Genomic DNA, 17,229 nt, shown 5'->3' with positions numbered 1-17,229 from the left:
CGCCCCGGAACGACGAAATTCAAATCACGCCTTCTTCAGCACCGAGACGTAAAACCCATCCGTGCCGGTGCGGCGCGGCGTCATCAGCAGGCCCTCCGCCGATTGCAGCGCGGCCTCGGCAAAAGCTTCGGCCTTGTCCCACAGCACCGCTGCGGTCTGCTCCGGCGGCTGCACGGAAAACTCCGGATGCCGCGCGGTGAAGGCCCTGACCTGCTCGCCGTTCTCTTCCGAGAGCACCGAGCAGGTGATGTAGGCGATCCGGCCGCCGCCCTTCACCAGCGGGGCGGCGCGCTCCAGCACCTCGGCCTGATCCTTCAGCCGCACCTCGAGCGCGCCGGGGCGCATGCGCCATTTGGCGTCGGGATTGCGGCGCCAGGTCCCGGTGCCGGTGCACGGCGCGTCGATCAGCACGAGGTCAGCGGACGCCTTGATGTCCGACAGCACCTCCTCCTCGCCGCGCGGCGTACGCACATCGCAATTGTGCACGCCGGCGCGCGACAGCCGCTCATGGATCGGCGCGAGCTGGCGCTTGTCGCTGTCGGTCGCGATCAGCCGGCCCTTGCCTTGCATCTGAGCTGCCACCGCCAGCGTCTTGCCGCCGGCGCCGGCGCAGAGGTCGATCACCTGCTCGCCGGGCTTGGCCGCCGCGAACAGCGCGGCGAGCTGCGAGCCCTCGTCCTGGACCTCGATGGCGCCCTTGATGAAATCCTCCTCGGCATGGATGCCGGGATTGCGCGCGTCGGCGCCGAGCTCGATGCGCAGGCCGAGCGGCGACCACGGCGTTTCCCTGGCGCCGAGATGCGACAGCCGCGGCAGCACCTTCTCGCGCTTGCCGCGCAGCGTGTTGACGCGCAGATCGAGCGGCGCACGGCTCGCCATCGCGGTCGCTTCCGCCGCCCGGTCGTCGCCGAACACCTTTGCCAGATGCGGATCGAGCCAGTCCGGATAGTCGCCCGCGACATGCGCCGGCGCATCCTCGAGCGAGCGCGAGGCCAATGCGGCCTCCTCGGTCGCGGTCAGCGGATCCGGCGCGAACCGGCCGCCGTCGCACAGCGCCTGGATCGTGGCGATGTCCATGCCGCGTTCGAGCTTGAGCATGCCGAGCAGGCGCGACCGGGCGCTGGCGTCATCCATCAAATAGGCCGCGGAGGATTGCCGGCGCAGCACGTCCCAGATCAGGCCGGAGATCGCGGCGCGATCGCCGGAGCCGGCATAACGGTGCGCGGTGCCCCATTCCTTCAGCGCTTTCGCCGCGGGAATGCGCTGTGCGTCGATGGTGGCGATCAGCTCGATCGCGGCGGAAAGCCGGGCAGCGGGGGTCATTGATCTCTTTCGGTTGGGCGCATCAGATCAGCAGCAGCAGTCTGAGCGCGAAATACAGCCACATGGCCGCCAGCACCAGCGCGCCGGCGAACCAGGCGAGCGAGCGCGGCCGCACGTCGTTGGAGGTGACGAACACGCTGGCATGGGCAAACCGCGTCACCACGAACACCCAGGACATCAGCACGATGAACAGATCGGCACGGCGCAGCGGCAGCGCAATAGCGATCAGGACATAGAACAGGATCGGCAGCTCGAACTGATTGGCGAAGCAGTTGCCGAACTTGGTGGCCTGGGCCGGCCAGTTCGGCTCGCGCAGCGCGATGTCGGCGATCTTGGTCTCGCCGCTCGTCAGCGCCCTTGTACGCGTCGTCGCCATGGCAAACAACAGCGCGAAGGCGAGCCCGATCTGGATGAAGACCGGCAACAGAACCATTTGAACCGACATCAAAAATCTCCCTCAGCCGCGGGCGCCCTGCCGCCCTCTTAGCCGCCACTCGCCCCCAAGACAATGAAGCGCGCGCGGTAACCCGTTGAAACATCACCCGAGCCCGGATGACCAACTCCCAGGACCAATGGCGGTTTCAGCCCTCATGTGTGACGCGATCAGCATCATCACCCCGATCCCCGACAGCGCGGCCCGGGCAGCGGCGTGCCCGGCATGGTGACGGCGGGCTCGCCGGCGTCGGTGCGGCAACTGGCGATCAGCGGCCGCCAAGGCGCAAAACCAAACAACACATCAAACAGGGCTTCAAACGAGACATCGAACAAGACGGCAAAATCGTCATCGTTCCGACTTCGCGCCGACCTATGCTCCGGCCGAAAGGAGCGATGCATGCCCCAATTTCGCCTGACACAAATCTCCGACACCCATCTCGCGCGCCGCTTCAAGCCGCTGATCGACAACTTTCATCGCGTCAGCGAGCACATCGACGCGACGCGTCCCGATCTCCTGCTCAACTCCGGCGACGTCTCATTCGACGGGCCGACCAGCCGCGACGACCTCGCGTTCGCCAAGGAGTTGCACAACGCGCTGCCGGTCGATTGCCTCTATCTGCCGGGCAATCACGACATCGGCGACAATCCGACCGCGGTCGGCGCGCCACCGACGCAACTGCCGACCGAGGAGACGCGCGGCGCCTTCACCTCGGCGCTCGGCGAGGACCGTTGGCATTTCGACGCTGCCGGCTGGTGCTTCATCGGGCTGAATTCGCTGATCATGAACACCGGCCTCGACAGCGAGGCCGAGCAGTTCGACTGGCTCGCAGGCGCGCTCGACAAGGCCGTCGGCAGGCCGGTTGCGCTGTTCCTGCACAAGCCGCTCTATCTCGACCTGCCCTACGATGCCGAGCGCGCCGAGACCGCGATCCGCTTCGTCCCGCAGCCGGCGCGCCGCCGCCTGATCGAGATGTTCGGCAAGGTCGATTGGCGTCTGGTCGGCAGCGGCCACGTGCACCAGCGTCGCGACTACACGTTCGAGCATGTCAGACACATCTGGGCGCCCTCGGCCGGCTTCGTCATCTCCGATGCGCGGCAGGAGGTGATCGGCATCAAGGAAGTTGGTCTCGTCGAGTACCGCTTCCAGCCCGACAGTTTCGAGGTCCGCCACGTCAGGGCGAAGGGCCAGGTCGATGTCGACCTGGAGATGCTGCTCGGCAAGCAGCCGGCGGCCTGAGCCGCGTCAGCTCCGCGCCGCGTCGTGCAGGTCCTGCTTGATCACGGTGAGCAGCGCCTGCAGCGAGTCTTTGTCGGGCGGTGGTGCGGCCGGCGCGGGCCGTACGCGAGGTACGTGCGGCATGATGCGGACTGGGGTCGTGTCCGGCTGCTCCTCGACGAATCTTCCATGCAAGACGTCGTCGCGGCGGCCCATGACGAACATCGTCGCCCAATAGCCGACGGCGAGGAGAATGACCCCGAAAACAACAAGTTCAAAAATCATGGCTACACCTGAAATATAGCCATATTGAATCAACTGCTGCGGGTCTCCGTCAAGCAAATGGGGGCCAAAAGGCCCCCAAATCCCCGCCATTGTGGCGCTTTTGATACTTTGTTGCGCGGAATGGGAGCTTCCGGGGCCTGTAACTCAGGCCTTGTCCGGCCCGACCCGGACCAGCTGCTTGCCGAAATTGGCGCCCTTGAGCAGGCCCATGAAGGCATCCGGCGCGCTGTCCAGGCCCTCGGTCACGAACTCCTTGTACTTGACCTTGCCCTCACGCACCCACTGCGACATGTCGCGGAGGAAGTCGCCATGCATGGCGGCAAAGTCGCTGACGATGAAGCCGCGGAAGGTCAACCGCTTGGTCAGGATGTTGCGCATCATCGCGCCGGCCCATTTCGGGGCGTGCGCTTCGGTGTCGTTGTAATGCGCGATCAGGCCGCAGACCGGGATGCGCGCGAACGCATTGAGCAGCGGAAACACCGCGTCGAACACCGCTCCGCCGACATTCTCGAAATAGACGTCGATGCCCTTCGGGCAGGCTTCCTTCAGCTTTGCCGCGAGATTGGGATCGCGGTGATCGAGGCACTCGTCGAAGCCGAGCTCGTTCTTGACGTAGGCGCACTTGTCCTTGCCGCCGGCAATGCCGATCGCCCGCGCGCCCTTGATCTTGGCGATCTGGCCGACCGCCGAGCCGACCGCGCCGGACGCCGCCGCGACCACCACCGTCTCGCCCGCCTGCGGCTTGCCGATTTCGAGCAGTCCCGTATAGGCGGTCATGCCGGGCATGCCGAGCACACCGACCGCGGTCGAGATCGGCGCGATCTTCGGATCGATTTTGGCCAGCCCCTTGCCGTCGGACAGCACATGCGTCTGCCAGCCCGCGCGCGACAGCACGATATCCCCCTTGGCAAAACCGGGATTGTTGGAGGCGACCACCTCGCTCACCGTGCCGCCTTCCATCACGCCGCCGACCGGCACCGGTGCGGCATAGGACGGACCGTCGGCCATGCGACCGCGCATATAGGGATCGAGCGACAGCCAGATGGTGCGCAGCAGCACCTCGCCCGCACCCGGTGTCGGCGGTGTGTAGTCCTCGAGCCTGAAATTGGCCGACGTGGGCTCGCCGTGCGGGCGCGAAGCCAGAACGATGCGCTTTCCTTGGGACATGTTGATTTCCTCTTGGGGTGATTGGTTCGTGGCGCACAGGTAGTCATGCAATCCAGCTCCCCGCAAGAGAGATGGATTTGCTGTTTTCGCGTAGAGCTGTTTGAAATGTTGTTTGAAATGACGGCCGTCATGCCAGGCACATTGGCGCCAACGCGATACTGTCATGTCGGGGGCGGTTCGCCGGGCCTCCTGGTGGCGGCAAGGTTGTCATGGCGCGCCACCGGCAAACGAAGCGGCCATGGTCAAGTCGCCTGATCCGACCTCGCCATCCGGCACGGCGGAGCCAAAGGGTCAGGCGGTCCTCCATGGGTCGCAACGAGGGCGGCCGCGCAGCAAATCGGCAAACGGTTTCCGGTCGCCCTCGACACCTGAGTGGCGCAGGACTTCGGGTCAGCTTCGCGGCACCGCCCGACGGACGTGAGGCTCTCCGAAGCATTGGGGTTACCTCTTGAGAGCCGACCAGTGTCTTCGCGCCGCAATGTCCGTCTGGTGGCGGCCGGATTCGCCTTCGGCGAATTGGCAGCCGGTAGACCTATCTCTGCCGCGCGCGCCCGCGGCAAAAACGCGATCCATCAATCTGGCCCTTGTCGGACTTGCGATTCGCTGTAATCTCGGACCATGCGGCACTCGCATGTCTGCTACCCAAAAATGGAGCAGGCATCACCATAACAGGAGCGAACCAACGCTTCGGTTTTTGGATCGAGACCGACATGGCCGGCGGCGGATCGTATGACACGTTTCCCAAATTGCTGCTGCGAAACACGGCACAATTTGGCACGCGGCCAGCGTTCCGGCATAAGGATCTCGGCATCTGGCAGAGCTGGACCTGGGCTGAGGTTGCCGAGATCGTACGTAGCTACGCTGCCGGCTTGCATCGGCTTGGCTTGCGACCAGGCGAGACAATCGCGGTAGTCGGCTCCAATCGGCCCAAGCTTTACTGGACCATGATGGCAGCGCAGACGCTGCGCGCAATCCCCGTTCCAGTCTACTCCGATGCAGTGGCTGATGAGCTTGCTTTTGTTCTCGCTCACGCCGAGGCGACGCTGGTCGCTGCGCAGGACCAGGAGCAGGTCGACAAGGTCCTGTCGGTGTCCGACCGACTGCCGCAACTGAACAGGATTATCTACGACGAACCGCGCGGAATCGACGGCTACGACCACGGTCGACTGATCGCAATCGGCGATATCATCAATGACGGCCGCGCCGCGCTTGCAGCCGATCCCGCGCTTGGCGAACGGATCGATGATTCCATTCGGGCCGGCAACGGTTCGGACATCGCGGTCATCCTCTATACCTCGGGAACGACCGGCGCGCCCAAGGGCGTCATGCTGTCGGCGCGAGGCTGCATCGATGCTGCAACCGACACGACGCGGTTCGACAAGTTGACCGACAAGGACGTGGTGCTGGCCTATCTGCCGCTGGCTTGGGCGGGCGATCATTACGTCAGCTATGCCCAAGGCATGGTGGCCGGATTCTGCATGGCGTGCCCGGAGAGCAGCAACACAATCGAGCAGGATCGTCATGAGATAGGACCAACCTTCTACCTGGCCCCGCCACGCGGTTTCGAGGCCATGCTGACGCGGCTGATGGTCCGGATGGAGGACGCAGCGCCGATCAAGCGGCGATTGTTCAGCTACTTTCTGGACGTCGCGCGGCGGTATGGCGAGCAAGTCTTGACGGGACGTCCGGTGCCGCTGTCAGGCCGATTGCTCTATGCGCTCGGGCGCTGGCTGGTCTACGAGCCTCTCAAGAACGTTCTTGGCCTGTCTCAGGTACGCGTTGCATACACCGGAGGTGAAGCTATCGGTCCGGATCTGTTCGCGTTCTACCGCGCGATCGGACTGAACCTGAAACAGCTCTACGGCCAAACCGAAGCGTTCCTCTATGTAACGTGTCAGCCCGATGGCGAGATCTATTCGGATACGGTTGGTCCGCCGGCGCCCAACGTCGACATCCGTATCGCGGAATCGGGTGAAGTGCAGTTTCGCTCGCCCGGCATGTTCCTCGGATATTTCAAGGATCAGGCAAAGACCGCGGAAGCGATGACGTCCGATGGATATGTCAGGACCGGCGATGCCGGCTTTTTCGACGAGAAGACCGGGCATCTGAAGATCATCGATCGTGCGAAGGACGTCGGTCGATTGGCTGACGACACGATGTTTGCTCCCAAGTACCTTGAGAACAAGCTGAAGTTCTATCCCAATATCAAGGAAGCGATCACGTTCGGCGACTCGAGAGAGTTCGTATGCGCCATGCTCAACATCGACCCGGTCGCGGTCGCGAATTGGGCGGAACGCAACAACGTCGCCTACGGGTCCTATCAGGAGCTTGCCGGGCATCCGCTGGTCTACGACATGGTCGCCAAGGACGTTGCCGCGGTGAACCGCTCCCTGGCCGGGGAAACGGTGCTCGCGGGCGCCCAGATTCGCCGCTTCCTCATTCTGCACAAGGAGCTCGACGCGGATGACGGCGAGCTGACCCGCACGCAGAAAGTGCGCCGTCGCTTCATTGCCGAACGCTATGCGTCGTTGGTCACGGCACTCTACAACGGAGCGCATGACGCCGACATTTCCACGGAAGTGACGTTTGAGGATGGCCGGAAGGGCACGATCGCGGCACGAGTCAAGATTCGCGACATGCAGATCATCGGTCCGGCAGAATCGCTGGGAAGAGCAGCATGAGAGCGCCAAACGCCAACGAAATCCTGCTGCAGGTCGAGGGCGTGGCACTGGCCTTCGGCGGCGTCAAGGCGCTGCGGGACGTCTCGTTCAACGTCAGAAAAGGCGAAATTCGCGCCATCATCGGCCCCAACGGCGCCGGCAAAACCTCAATGCTGAACGTCGTCAACGGTTTCTATCATCCCAACCATGGCGCCATCACCTTCAAGGGAAGCACCCGGTCCAAAATGCAGCCCTTCGAGGCGGCGCGCGGCGGCATCGCGCGCACCTTTCAGAATGTCGCCCTGTTCAAGGGGATGAGCGCGCTCGACAACATCATGGCAGGCCGCACCTTGAAGGTGCGCCGGGGGCTGTTGTGGCAGCTGCTGCGTTATGGCCCTGCCCTCACAGAGGAGATCGAGCATCGGCGCAAGGTCGAGGAGATCATCGACTTCCTGGAGATCGAGACAATCCGCAAGGTACCGGTCGGGCGTCTGCCATACGGCTTGCAGAAGCGTGTCGAACTCGGTCGCGCCCTGGCGATGGAGCCCGACCTTCTGCTCCTCGACGAGCCGATGGCAGGCATGAACCTGGAGGAGAAGGAGGACATGTCGCGGTTCATCATCGATGTGAACAACCATTACGGCACGACCATTGCCCTGATCGAGCACGACATGGCCGTGGTCATGGATCTGTCGGACCGCGTAGCGGTGCTTGATCACGGCGTGAAGATCGCCGACGGCACGCCTGATGAAGTGAAGAGAAGTCAAGCCGTGATCGACGCATATCTTGGCGTCGCGCATTGAGGTGCGTCCATGATCGCACTGGGTCAGTTTCTCGAGGTCCTTATCGGCGGATTGATGTCCGGCGTGCTCTATTCGCTGGTCGCGCTCGGCTTCGTGCTGATCTTCAAGGCATCCGGCGTATTCAACTACGCGCAGGGAGCAATGGTGTTGCTCGCGGGATTGGCGCTGGTTCGCGCCCTCGACCTCCTGGTCGCCAACGGCCTTCCGCTTTGGGTCGCGGTCATCCTCGCTATCGGCTTTGCCGCCGTGATCATGGCGGCAACCGCCTGGCTGATCGAGCGGTTCGTGATCGGACCTCTGGTCAATCAGGACGGCTTGACGCTGTTCATGTCGACGATCGGCGTGACATTCGTCATCGAGGGCGCCGCGGAGATGATCTTCGGATCGGATGTCTACCCGTTGCGGCTGTTTCCGACCGACGCCTGGTTCTTGTTTGACGGCCTGTTCCCGGGCGGGATTCTGGTCAACAAGCTGGATGTCTGGGGCGCATTGATCGCGGGCGTCCTGGTCGCCGGCCTCGCGGTCTTCTTTCAGCGTACCAAGACCGGTCGCGCGCTCAGAGCCGTGGCCGACGACCATTTAGCCGCGCACTCGATCGGGATTCCAATCAGTTGGATTTGGTTCGTGGTCTGGCTCGTTGCCGGCCTCGTTGCGCTCGTCGCGGCGACCGTGTGGGGGACCAAGCTTGGCGTGCAGTTCTCCATCACGTTTCTCGCGCTGAAGGCTTTGCCGGTCCTGATCATCGGCGGCCTCACCTCGATTCCCGGAGCGATCGTCGGCGGGCTCATTGTCGGGGCGGGTGAGAAGCTCGCAGAGGTATACCTCGGGCCATCCATCGGCGGCGGCATCGAATATTGGTTTGCCTACGTGCTGGCGTTGGCGGTGCTGCTCTTGCGGCCGCAGGGCCTGTTCGGCGAACGCATCATCGAACGCGTCTGAGGCAAGGAGGTCATCGTGCTCTATCGCGAAGCCGGCCAGTTCAAGGCGACCTATGCGGAGGATATGGCGATCTTCCCGATCCGGCAGGATCGTATTGCCCTCGCTGTCTTGCTCGGAATTGCTTTCATTGGCGTGCCGCTGCTGGCCACCTTCCGGATCTGGCCGTTCGGCACCGACTATCTGTTGTGGGCCATCCTGCTTCCCTTCCTCATCCTGGCGCTCGCCGCCATCGGGACAAACATTCTCGTCGGCTATTGCGGCCAGATCTCGCTCGGCAGCGGCGCGTTCATGGCCATCGGCGCCTATTCCGCCTACAAGCTGGCGACCGGCGTTCATATCCCGCTTGCCTGGCTTGGCTTCGCGATCGCGATCCCACCGTTGCCCGTGCTGGCATCCATTCTGCTTGGCGGGTTCATGGCGGCGGGTGCCGGAATCCTGTTCGGCATTCCCAGTCTGCGGATCAAGGGTCTCTACCTGGCGGTCGCAACGCTCGCCGCGCAATTCTTCTTCGATTGGGCGTTCCTGCGGATCCCGTGGTTCACCAACTACGCCCCGTCGGGATCAGTGAATGCGCCGGAACTGGATTTCTTCGGTATGGTCGTTCGCTCGCCGGTCGAGCGTTACCTGCTGTGCCTGCTCTTCGTGACCGTGATGGCGGTGTTGGCGAAAAATCTCGTGCGCGGCAATCTCGGCAGGCAGTGGATGGCGATCCGCGACATGGATATCGCCGCCGAGCTGATCGGCATCAGGCCGCTCTATGCAAAACTAACGGCTTTCGCGGTCTCTTCGTTCATCATCGGGGTGGCGGGTGCGCTCTGGGCGTTCGTCTACCTCGGTTCATGGGAGCCGCTTGCGTTCTCGATCGACCGCTCGCTTGAGCTTCTGTTCATGGTCATCATCGGCGGGCTCGGCTCGATCATGGGTTCGTTCATCGGAGCAGCTTTCATCCTCATCGTGCCGATCATGCTGAATGTGATTCCGACCAAGCTCGGCCTGCCACTGTCGACGCAAACGATCACTCATCTCCAGTTCATCATCTTCGGGTCCTTGATCTGCTATCTGCTCATCAAGGAACCCCATGGCTTCGCCCGGCTGATCTCGATCGGCAAGGAGAAGCTCAGACTTTGGCCGTTTCCGTATTGAGGGAGCGATCGTGCCTTGATCGCAATGCGGATGGCGGCCGCCGACAACGAAGAGGAAGGAAGTACCGCGGACGGGAAACAGCGCTTTATGAAGGAGGACATCAATATGGCAAGTATTGCACGCAGGTTACTGATACTCGCGACCGCCTTGGCCGGCGCGGCACTTAGCGCACCGGCCGCAGCGCAAAACGAACAGTTCATCCCAATCCTGTCATACCGGACCGGACCGTACGCTGTGAACGGCGCGCCCTACGCAAACGGCGTGGTAGACTATTACAACCTGATCAATGAACGCGACGGCGGCATCAACGGCGTCAAGATTTTGATCGAGGAATGCGAGACGGGTTACGCGACCGACAAGGGAGTGGAGTGTTACGAGCGTCTCAAGAGCAAAGGACCAACCGGCGCGGCCTTCATCAATCCGCTGTCGACCGGGATCACCTTCGCACTCACCGAAAAGACCGCGGCTGACAAGATCCCGATCATTACGATGGGGTATGGCCGTGCCGATTCCAAGAACGGCGCGGTGTTCGCATATAATTTTCCATTGCTCGGCACCTATTGGTCCGCGGCCGATATCGCGATCCAGCACGTCGCCAAGGAACTCGGCGGCTTCGACAAGCTGAAGGGCAAGAAGATTTCGCTGCTGCACCATGACAGCCCCTATGGCAAAGAGCCAATTCCGATGCTGCAGGTGCTGGCGCAGAAGTACGGCTTTGAGTTCACGCCGATTCCCGTCACGCATCCCGGCGTCGAGCAGAAGTCGCAATGGCTGGCGATCCGCCAGCATCGGCCGGACTATGTCCTGGTCTGGGGCTGGGGCGTCATGAACAGCACGGCAATCAAGGAAGCGGCCGCCGTCGCCTATCCGCGCGACAAGATGATCGGTGTCTGGTGGTCAGGCGCGGAGCCGGATGTAACGCCGGCGGGCGATCAGGCCAGCGGTTACAAATCGTTGATGCTTCAGCATGGCGCAGGAAAATTCCCCGCGCACGCCGACATAGAGAAGTACGTCTACGCCAAGGGAAAGGGTTCGACAGAACCTGGCAAGATCGGCGAAGTTCTCTACAACCGCGGCATCACGAATGCCATGCTCGGCGTAGAGGCGATCCGCAAGGCGCAAGAAAAATTCGGCAAGCAACCGCTGACGGGCGAGCAGGTCCGTTGGGGGCTTGAGAACCTCATACTCACCGATGCACGAATCAAGGAGCTCGGCTTTGAGGGAATGTTGAAGCCGGTCAGCATTTCCTGCTCCGACCACGAAGGCGCGCGCTACGGGCGCGTCCAGCAATGGGATGGCAAGGGTTGGAAGGTGATCTCCGATTGGTACACGGCTGACGAATCGCTCATCGAACCGCTCGTCGCCGATGTGTCCGCGAAGTATGCCGCGGAGAAGAAGATCAAGCCGCGCGACTGCGCGAAAGAAACCTGACCCCGTGCGAGTGGTCCGGGAGACAGGCTTGCCTGCTCCCGGATCGCAGCCCCTGCTCGGTTTGGAGGTCTGCGCATGTCAATCGCCAAGGTCGTCACCGCTGCGACGGAAGCGGCAGCGCTGATTTTATCGGTCAACAATATCGAGGTTGTCTACGATCACGTCATTCTCGTGTTGAAGGGTGTCTCGCTGGAGGTCCCGCGAGGCGGCATTGTTGCGCTTCTCGGCGCCAACGGCGCCGGCAAGACGACGACGCTGAAGGCGGTCTCCAATCTGCTGCACGCAGAGCGCGGCGAGGTCACCAAGGGCTCGATCCTGTTCAACGGCGTCGAGGTGAAGTCCCTGTCGCCAAACGAGGTGGTGCGACGCGGCTGCATCCAGGTGATGGAGGGTCGGCGTGCCTTCCCTCATCTGACGGTCGAGGAGAACATCTTGACCGGCGCCTTTACTCGGACGGACGGCAAGCTCGCGATCGCCCAGGACCTTGAACGTGTCTATGCTTATTTCCCCCGCCTCAAGGAGCGACGCAATTCCACCGCCGGCTATACGTCGGGCGGCGAACAGCAGATGTGCGTGATTGGCCGCGCGCTGATGTCGCGCCCGAAGATGATCCTGCTCGACGAACCATCGATGGGCCTCGCGCCGCAGATCGTCGAAGAGATCTTCGAAATCGTGAAGGATCTCAACGCCAGGGAAGGTGTGTCGTTTCTTCTCGCCGAGCAGAACACCAATATGGCGCTCAGATATGCAAGCCACGGCTACATCCTCGAGAACGGCCGCGTGGTGATGGACGGCGAAGCGCACGCGCTCGCCGCGAATGAGGACGTCAAGGAGTTCTATCTTGGCGTCGCCGGAGAGAAGCGAAAATCATACCGCGATGTGAAGCACTACAAGCGACGCAAGCGCTGGCTCGCCTAGCAGATGATGGCATCCCGGAATCCCGAGACTCCGGGTTCGGTCCTTCGGACCGCCCCGGAATGACGGTGCTTGGGCTTACACCCCGCCCGGATAGTTCGGGGCTTCGCGCGTGATGGTGACGTCGTGGACGTGGCTCTCGCGCAGGCCGGCGCCGGTGATGCGGACGAATTCGGCCTTGTCGTGGAAATCCTTGATGTCCTTGGCGCCGACATAGCCCATCGCGGCGCGCAGACCGCCGGCGAGCTGGTGCATTACATTGCCGACCGGACCCTTGTACGGCACCTGGCCCTCGATGCCTTCAGGGACGAGCTTCAGCGTGTCCTTGATGTCCTGCTGGAAGTAGCGGTCGGCCGAGCCGCGCGCCATCGCGCCGACCGAGCCCATGCCGCGATAGGCCTTGTAGGAGCGGCCCTGCCACAGGAAGACTTCGCCCGGCGTCTCGTCGGTGCCGGCGAGCAGCGAGCCGACCATGGCGATGTCGGCACCGGCGGCGAGCGCCTTGGCGAGGTCGCCGGAATATTTGATGCCGCCGTCGGCGATCACGGGCACGTCGGCCTTCTTCGCCGCGGCCACCGCGTCCATGATCGCGGTGAGCTGCGGCACGCCGACGCCGGCGACGATGCGCGTGGTGCAGATCGAGCCCGGGCCGATGCCGACCTTGATGCAGTCGGCGCCGGCATCGATCAGCGCCTGCGCGCCGCCCTCGGTCGCGACGTTGCCGGCCACCACCTGCACGGCGTTGGAGAGCCGCTTGATGCGGTTGACGGCGTTGAGCACGTGGCGCGAGTGGCCGTGCGCGGTGTCGACCACGACGACGTCGACGCCGGCATCGATCAGCCGCTCGGTGCGTTCATAGCCGGTCTCGCCGACCGTGGTGGCGGCGGCGACGCGCAGGCGGCCGTGCTCGTCCTTGCAGGCGAGCGGATGGGCAACCGCCTTCTCGATGTCCTTCACGGTGATCAGGCCGACGCAGCGATACTGGTCGTCGACGACGAGCAGCTTCTCGATGCGATGCTTGTGCAGCATCCGCTTCGCCTCGTCCTGGCCGACGCCCTCGCGCACCGTGACAAGGTTCTCGTGCGTCATCAGCTCCGAGACCTTCTGCCGGGGATCGCTGGCGAAGCGGACGTCGCGGTTGGTCAGGATGCCGACCAGCTTGCCTGGCACGTTCTTGGCGGCACCGGTGACGACCGGAATGCCCGAGATGCCGTTCTCCTTCATCAAGGTCAGCGCGTCGGCCAGCGTGGCGTCGGGGCCGATGGTCAGCGGATTGACCACCATGCCGGACTCGAACTTCTTGACCTGCCGCACCTGCGCGGCCTGGCCTTCCGGATCGAAGTTGCGGTGGATGACGCCGAGGCCGCCGGCCTGCGCCATCGCGATCGCCATCCGCGCCTCGGTGACGGTGTCCATCGCGGACGCCATGATCGGGATATTGAGCGAGATTGCGCGGGTGACGCGCGAGCGAATATCGACTTCCGAGGGAAGCACGTCGGACAAACCGGGCTTCAGCAGCACATCGTCGAACGTGAAGGCTTCGCGGATAGCCGGAAATCCCGTGGCCATTGCCAACTCCTTTATCTGCGGCCCAGCCGCGATGGTCTTACGGATGAACGCCGCCTGCGGCGACGCTCGCTGCGTCACCGTCGAATCGGCGCCCATCGGTGGGGTTGACGCTGGTCGATAGCATGGCGGCATGACGAATCAAAGTGTTTGCCAGCCATGCACAGGCCTTTTTAGGGGCCGGTTCAGGGCGCCCGGTAACCCGGCGGCGGGCCATGGCGGCGGATCGCCTCGACCATTTCGCGATGGCGCCGGTCCTCGCGCTTCATGTGGACCGCGATCACGGCATGGGCCGACGGCACCAGCAGCAACACATGGAAAAACAGCCCGAAAACCGCGCAAAACACGATCAGGACCAGATTAAAGATGGCCGAAAACGGCTGTCCGTTCAGGAGCAGTCCGATCGGCGGCAAGAGAGCGGCAAGGACGTAGATCACGGCGAACCTTTGGACACGGGCGGATGCATACCAGCGTCACGCAGGATTTAGGGCGTTTGGCCGGTTCCGCAATAGCGTGGCCGAGAGCAGGATGATATGGCCCGCTCGCCCGCCTTTTCAGCACAGCTGTCCTATTTTGATGAACAAGCAACGCCTGATCCCGCTCATCGTGGCCACCGCCCTGTTCATGGAGAACATGGACTCCACGGTGATCGCGACCTCGCTGCCCGCGATCGCCGCCGATATCGGCACCAGCCCGCTGACGCTGAAACTGGCGATCACCTCCTACCTGCTGTCGCTCGCGGTGTTCATCCCGGCGAGCGGCTGGACCGCGGACCGCTTCGGCGCCCGCATCGTGTTTGCCGGCGCCGTCGGCGTGTTCATGCTGGGCTCGATCGGCTGCGCACTGTCGTCCTCGGTGACCGATTTCGTGTTCGCCCGCATCCTGCAGGGCCTCGGCGGGGCTATGATGACCCCGGTCGGGCGGCTGGTGCTGCTGCGCTCGGTCGACAAGAGCGCGCTGGTCAACGCGATGGCCTGGGTCACGGTCCCGGCGCTGATCGGCCCGGTGATCGGGCCGCCGCTCGGCGGCTTCATCACCACCTATTTCTCCTGGCACTGGATCTTCCTGATCAACATCCCGATCGGGCTGCTCGGCATCTTCCTGGCGCTGAAATACATCGACCCGATCAAGAGCGAGGATCCCGAGCGCTTCGATCTCGTGGGACTGGTGCTGGCCGGTATCGGCCTTGCCGGCATCGCCTTCGGGCTGTCGGTGGCCGGGCTCAATTTGCTGCCGTGGCCGATCGTCGCCGCGCTGGTCGGGGTCGGCACGGTGTCGATGACGCTTTACGTGATCCACGCGCGGCGGACCGGTTCGCCGGTGCTCGATTTCGGCTTGCTGCGGCTGCCGACCATGCGCGCGTCGATCGTCGGCGGCTTCATGTTCCGACTCGGCATCGGCGCGCTGCCGTTCCTGCTGCCGCTGTTGATGCAGGTCGGCTTCGGCCTGTCGCCGTTCCAGTCCGGTCTCGTCACCTTTGCGTCGGCGGTCGGCGCCATGGGCATGAAGACGCTGGCGGCGCGCATCATCCGCGCCTTCGGCTTCCGCAACATGATGACCGTCAACGCGGTGGTCAGTTCGGCCTTCCTCGCCGCCTGCGCCCTGTTCACGATCTCGACGCCGCTGATGCTGATCTTCACCATCCTGGTGGTCGGCGGCTTCTTCCGCTCGCTGCAATTCACCGCGATCAACACCGTGGCCTATGCCGAGGTCGAGGCGCCGCAGATGAGCCGGGCTACCACCCTCGTCAGCGTCAACCAGCAGCTCGCGGTGTCCGCCGGCGTCGCGGTCGGCGCGTTCTCGGTTGAGACCACGCTGGCGCTGCATCACCAGACCGAGCTCTCCGCCGACGTGTTCGCGCCGGCCTTCATCGTGGTCTCGCTGATCTCGGCGGCCTCGGCCTGGTTCTTCTGGCAGATGCCGGCCGAGGCCGGCAACGAGATCGCCGGCCGCAAGGCGATCGACATCTCGAGCCGCAAGGGCGCCGAGAAGCGCGCCGCGACCGAAGCCGTCAAGGTCGCCACCGAGGACACCCAGAATGCGCGCGATCAGCGGCTCGGCTAGTCGATCGAACGAGCCGTTCCCGAGGCACGGACACCGCGAGCCATCGTCAGGTCACGACCAGGCCATCAGGGGTGGCCGGTCATTCCGCCTGGCTGTCCTCGATCCGGACGTTCGATAAGTTCGTATGTGGGAACGTGGGTCGCTTCCAGCCACGATTCCAACGCTGCTCCGCAGACCGTGCAGATCGCATCACCCGTATGCGGCACCAAGAACTTCTCTTCGGTGCGTCTGTACTCGGCGCCGCAATTGCATTGAACAATGGTCGCCATGCCAGAAATATGCGCCCGCGGTATCCAATTTTCCAGTCCGGCACGAAACGGCCCCGGTGCGCGAAACTGACGCTACACCAAGGCCGCCAACCCAGTGGGGGTTTTCTCCCGGTGGGCTTGGGGGGCATTGGCCGGGAGCAACGGAATCGACTCCGGCCGCGCGCCGAGGTTCCAACCTGTCGCGCTGAATTGCCTTCGTGCGCGTGTCGCGACCGGGACCGCGCCCGGCCAGGCTCTCCTGGCGCAAGCGGTCGAGATGTGTTCGATGAATCGCCGCCGCTTCGTCCCGGAAAAAAATCTCCGCGAGAGTCAGAAAGCGAACGGAAGCTGCGCCGCCGATCCTGCATAGTCGGCTCAAGCGGGCACGCGGTGACCCGGCATCAGCAAAAAGCCATGTGGAAGGAAGCGCTCCAGGTGCGCTTCCCCAGCGTCCGTGCACCGCGAGGCGCGGATTTTCCTTGATCTGGTTTCGCTTGAAAGGATCAGAGCCAGTGAGTGACGTCCATACGAATGAAGTGAGCGATGATCCGAAAGCCGGCGGCTTTGGCCTGCCCCTGTTCGCGTTGCCTCAGGCCTTTCAGGGTATCGCCGAACAAAATGCGAGGCGTGCCCGAGAACAGCTCGAGAAGGCCAAGGAAGCTTCGGAGGAAATCTCTGTCCTGCTCAAGGAGGCATACGCGGTCAACGCCAAGGGCGCCGCGGACTACGCAGCCAAGGTGATCGATATCTCGCATATCAACGCCAGTTCGGCCCTCGCCTTCATATCCGAGCTCGCCGGCACCAGGTCGCTGTCGGAAGCCATCCAGCTTTCGGCCGATCACGGCCGCAAGGCTTTCGAAGTGACGACCGCGCAGAACAAGGAGCTCTGGGAGATCGCGAAGAAGGTCGCGACCGAGACCTCCGAGCCGATCAAGAAGAGCTTTGCAAAGGCCCTAAAAACACCTTCCTGAGGAGCCGCCCCCCCCCCCCCCCCCCCCCCCCCCCCCCCCCCCCCCCCCCCCGCCCCAAAAGAG

16 protein-coding genes are annotated in these 17,229 nt (G+C 63.5%); 9 read left to right on the top strand and 7 right to left on the bottom strand.

Translation table 11 applies throughout. The annotated features are described in order from the left end of the window. Nucleotides 1–24 precede the first annotated feature (24 nt). The 3 genes from PMN64_RS22250 to PMN64_RS22240 all read right to left on the bottom strand — a co-directional run bounded on the left by PMN64_RS22250 (nt 25) and on the right by PMN64_RS22240 (nt 2,091). Nucleotides 25–1,323 (bottom strand): RsmB/NOP family class I SAM-dependent RNA methyltransferase, encoded by a 1,299-nt coding sequence (locus PMN64_RS22250; RefSeq protein ID WP_411782177.1) that lies wholly within the window; start codon nt 1,321–1,323, stop codon nt 25–27. 22 nt (nt 1,324–1,345) lie between these two features. Then, entirely contained in the window at nt 1,346–1,768 is a 423-nt protein-coding gene (locus PMN64_RS22245; protein WP_411782176.1) for an MAPEG family protein, read from the bottom strand. A 167-nt stretch (nt 1,769–1,935) separates the two neighbouring features. Continuing rightward, nucleotides 1,936–2,091 (bottom strand): hypothetical protein, encoded by a 156-nt coding sequence (locus PMN64_RS22240; RefSeq protein WP_411782175.1) that lies wholly within the window; start codon nt 2,089–2,091, stop codon nt 1,936–1,938. Nucleotides 2,092–2,155: 64 nt separating this feature from the next. On the opposite strand from PMN64_RS22240, the gene PMN64_RS22235 reads away from it, so the two are divergent. Further along, the gene (locus PMN64_RS22235) at nt 2,156–2,995 is read left to right on the top strand and encodes a metallophosphoesterase family protein (protein ID WP_411782174.1); all 840 of its coding nucleotides are present in this window, start codon (nt 2,156–2,158) and stop codon (nt 2,993–2,995) included. A gap of 6 nt (nt 2,996–3,001) precedes the next feature. Here PMN64_RS22235 and PMN64_RS22230 read toward each other — a convergent pair whose 3' ends face one another. Continuing rightward, a complete protein-coding gene (locus PMN64_RS22230; RefSeq protein ID WP_411782173.1) occupies nt 3,002–3,259 on the bottom strand; it encodes a hypothetical protein in 258 nt (85 codons plus the stop codon). A 144-nt stretch (nt 3,260–3,403) separates the two neighbouring features. After that, nucleotides 3,404–4,426, bottom strand: a complete 1,023-nt coding sequence (locus tag PMN64_RS22225) for an NADP-dependent oxidoreductase (RefSeq protein ID WP_411782171.1) — start codon at nt 4,424–4,426, stop codon at nt 3,404–3,406. Between the two features lie 710 nt (nt 4,427–5,136). On the opposite strand from PMN64_RS22225, the gene PMN64_RS22220 reads away from it, so the two are divergent. From PMN64_RS22220 to PMN64_RS22195, 6 genes are all read left to right on the top strand, one after another. Beyond that, on the top strand, nt 5,137–7,107 hold the full coding sequence (locus tag PMN64_RS22220) for an AMP-binding protein (RefSeq protein WP_411782170.1): 1,971 nt from the start codon (nt 5,137–5,139) through the stop codon (nt 7,105–7,107). Further along, nucleotides 7,104–7,889, top strand: coding sequence for an ABC transporter ATP-binding protein (locus tag PMN64_RS22215; protein ID WP_411782169.1), 786 nt, complete (start codon nt 7,104–7,106; stop codon nt 7,887–7,889). The genes PMN64_RS22220 and PMN64_RS22215 overlap by 4 nt, the downstream gene beginning before the upstream one ends. 9 nt (nt 7,890–7,898) lie before the next feature. After that, nucleotides 7,899–8,828 carry a branched-chain amino acid ABC transporter permease gene (locus PMN64_RS22210; protein ID WP_080687025.1) on the top strand — a complete coding sequence of 310 codons (930 nt, stop codon included), beginning with the start codon at nt 7,899–7,901 and terminating at the stop codon, nt 8,826–8,828. A gap of 15 nt (nt 8,829–8,843) precedes the next feature. Beyond that, entirely contained in the window at nt 8,844–9,971 is a 1,128-nt protein-coding gene (locus PMN64_RS22205) for a branched-chain amino acid ABC transporter permease (RefSeq protein ID WP_028344680.1), read from the top strand. 105 nt (nt 9,972–10,076) lie between these two features. Beyond that, nucleotides 10,077–11,402, top strand: a complete 1,326-nt coding sequence (locus PMN64_RS22200; RefSeq protein ID WP_411782195.1) for an ABC transporter substrate-binding protein — start codon at nt 10,077–10,079, stop codon at nt 11,400–11,402. A 75-nt stretch (nt 11,403–11,477) separates the two neighbouring features. Further along, a complete protein-coding gene (locus PMN64_RS22195) occupies nt 11,478–12,320 on the top strand; it encodes an ABC transporter ATP-binding protein (RefSeq protein WP_411782168.1) in 843 nt (280 codons plus the stop codon). A 75-nt stretch (nt 12,321–12,395) separates the two neighbouring features. Here PMN64_RS22195 and guaB read toward each other — a convergent pair whose 3' ends face one another. Both guaB and PMN64_RS22185 read right to left on the bottom strand, forming a co-directional pair. After that, on the bottom strand, nt 12,396–13,886 hold the full coding sequence (gene guaB / locus PMN64_RS22190; protein WP_028344677.1) for an IMP dehydrogenase: 1,491 nt from the start codon (nt 13,884–13,886) through the stop codon (nt 12,396–12,398). 182 nt (nt 13,887–14,068) lie between these two features. Further along, nucleotides 14,069–14,320, bottom strand: coding sequence for a hypothetical protein (locus PMN64_RS22185; protein ID WP_018271177.1), 252 nt, complete (start codon nt 14,318–14,320; stop codon nt 14,069–14,071). A 139-nt stretch (nt 14,321–14,459) separates the two neighbouring features. Between PMN64_RS22185 and PMN64_RS22180 the strand changes: the two genes are divergently transcribed. After that, nucleotides 14,460–15,947: a DHA2 family efflux MFS transporter permease subunit gene (locus PMN64_RS22180; RefSeq protein WP_028344675.1), complete on the top strand. Its 1,488-nt coding sequence runs from the start codon at nt 14,460–14,462 to the stop codon at nt 15,945–15,947. Nucleotides 15,948–16,707: 760 nt separating this feature from the next. Then, the gene (locus PMN64_RS22175; protein WP_411782167.1) at nt 16,708–17,166 is read left to right on the top strand and encodes a phasin family protein; all 459 of its coding nucleotides are present in this window, start codon (nt 16,708–16,710) and stop codon (nt 17,164–17,166) included. The last annotated feature ends 63 nt before the right edge of the window (nt 17,167–17,229 follow it).

Origin of the sequence: Bradyrhizobium sp. UFLA01-814, from assembly GCF_046718885.1 — a bacterium.
GTDB classification, from domain to species: Bacteria; Pseudomonadota; Alphaproteobacteria; order Rhizobiales; family Xanthobacteraceae; genus Bradyrhizobium; species Bradyrhizobium elkanii.
Note: the sequence above shows the minus strand (reverse complement) of the source record. Positions and strands in the feature narration are given on the sequence as shown.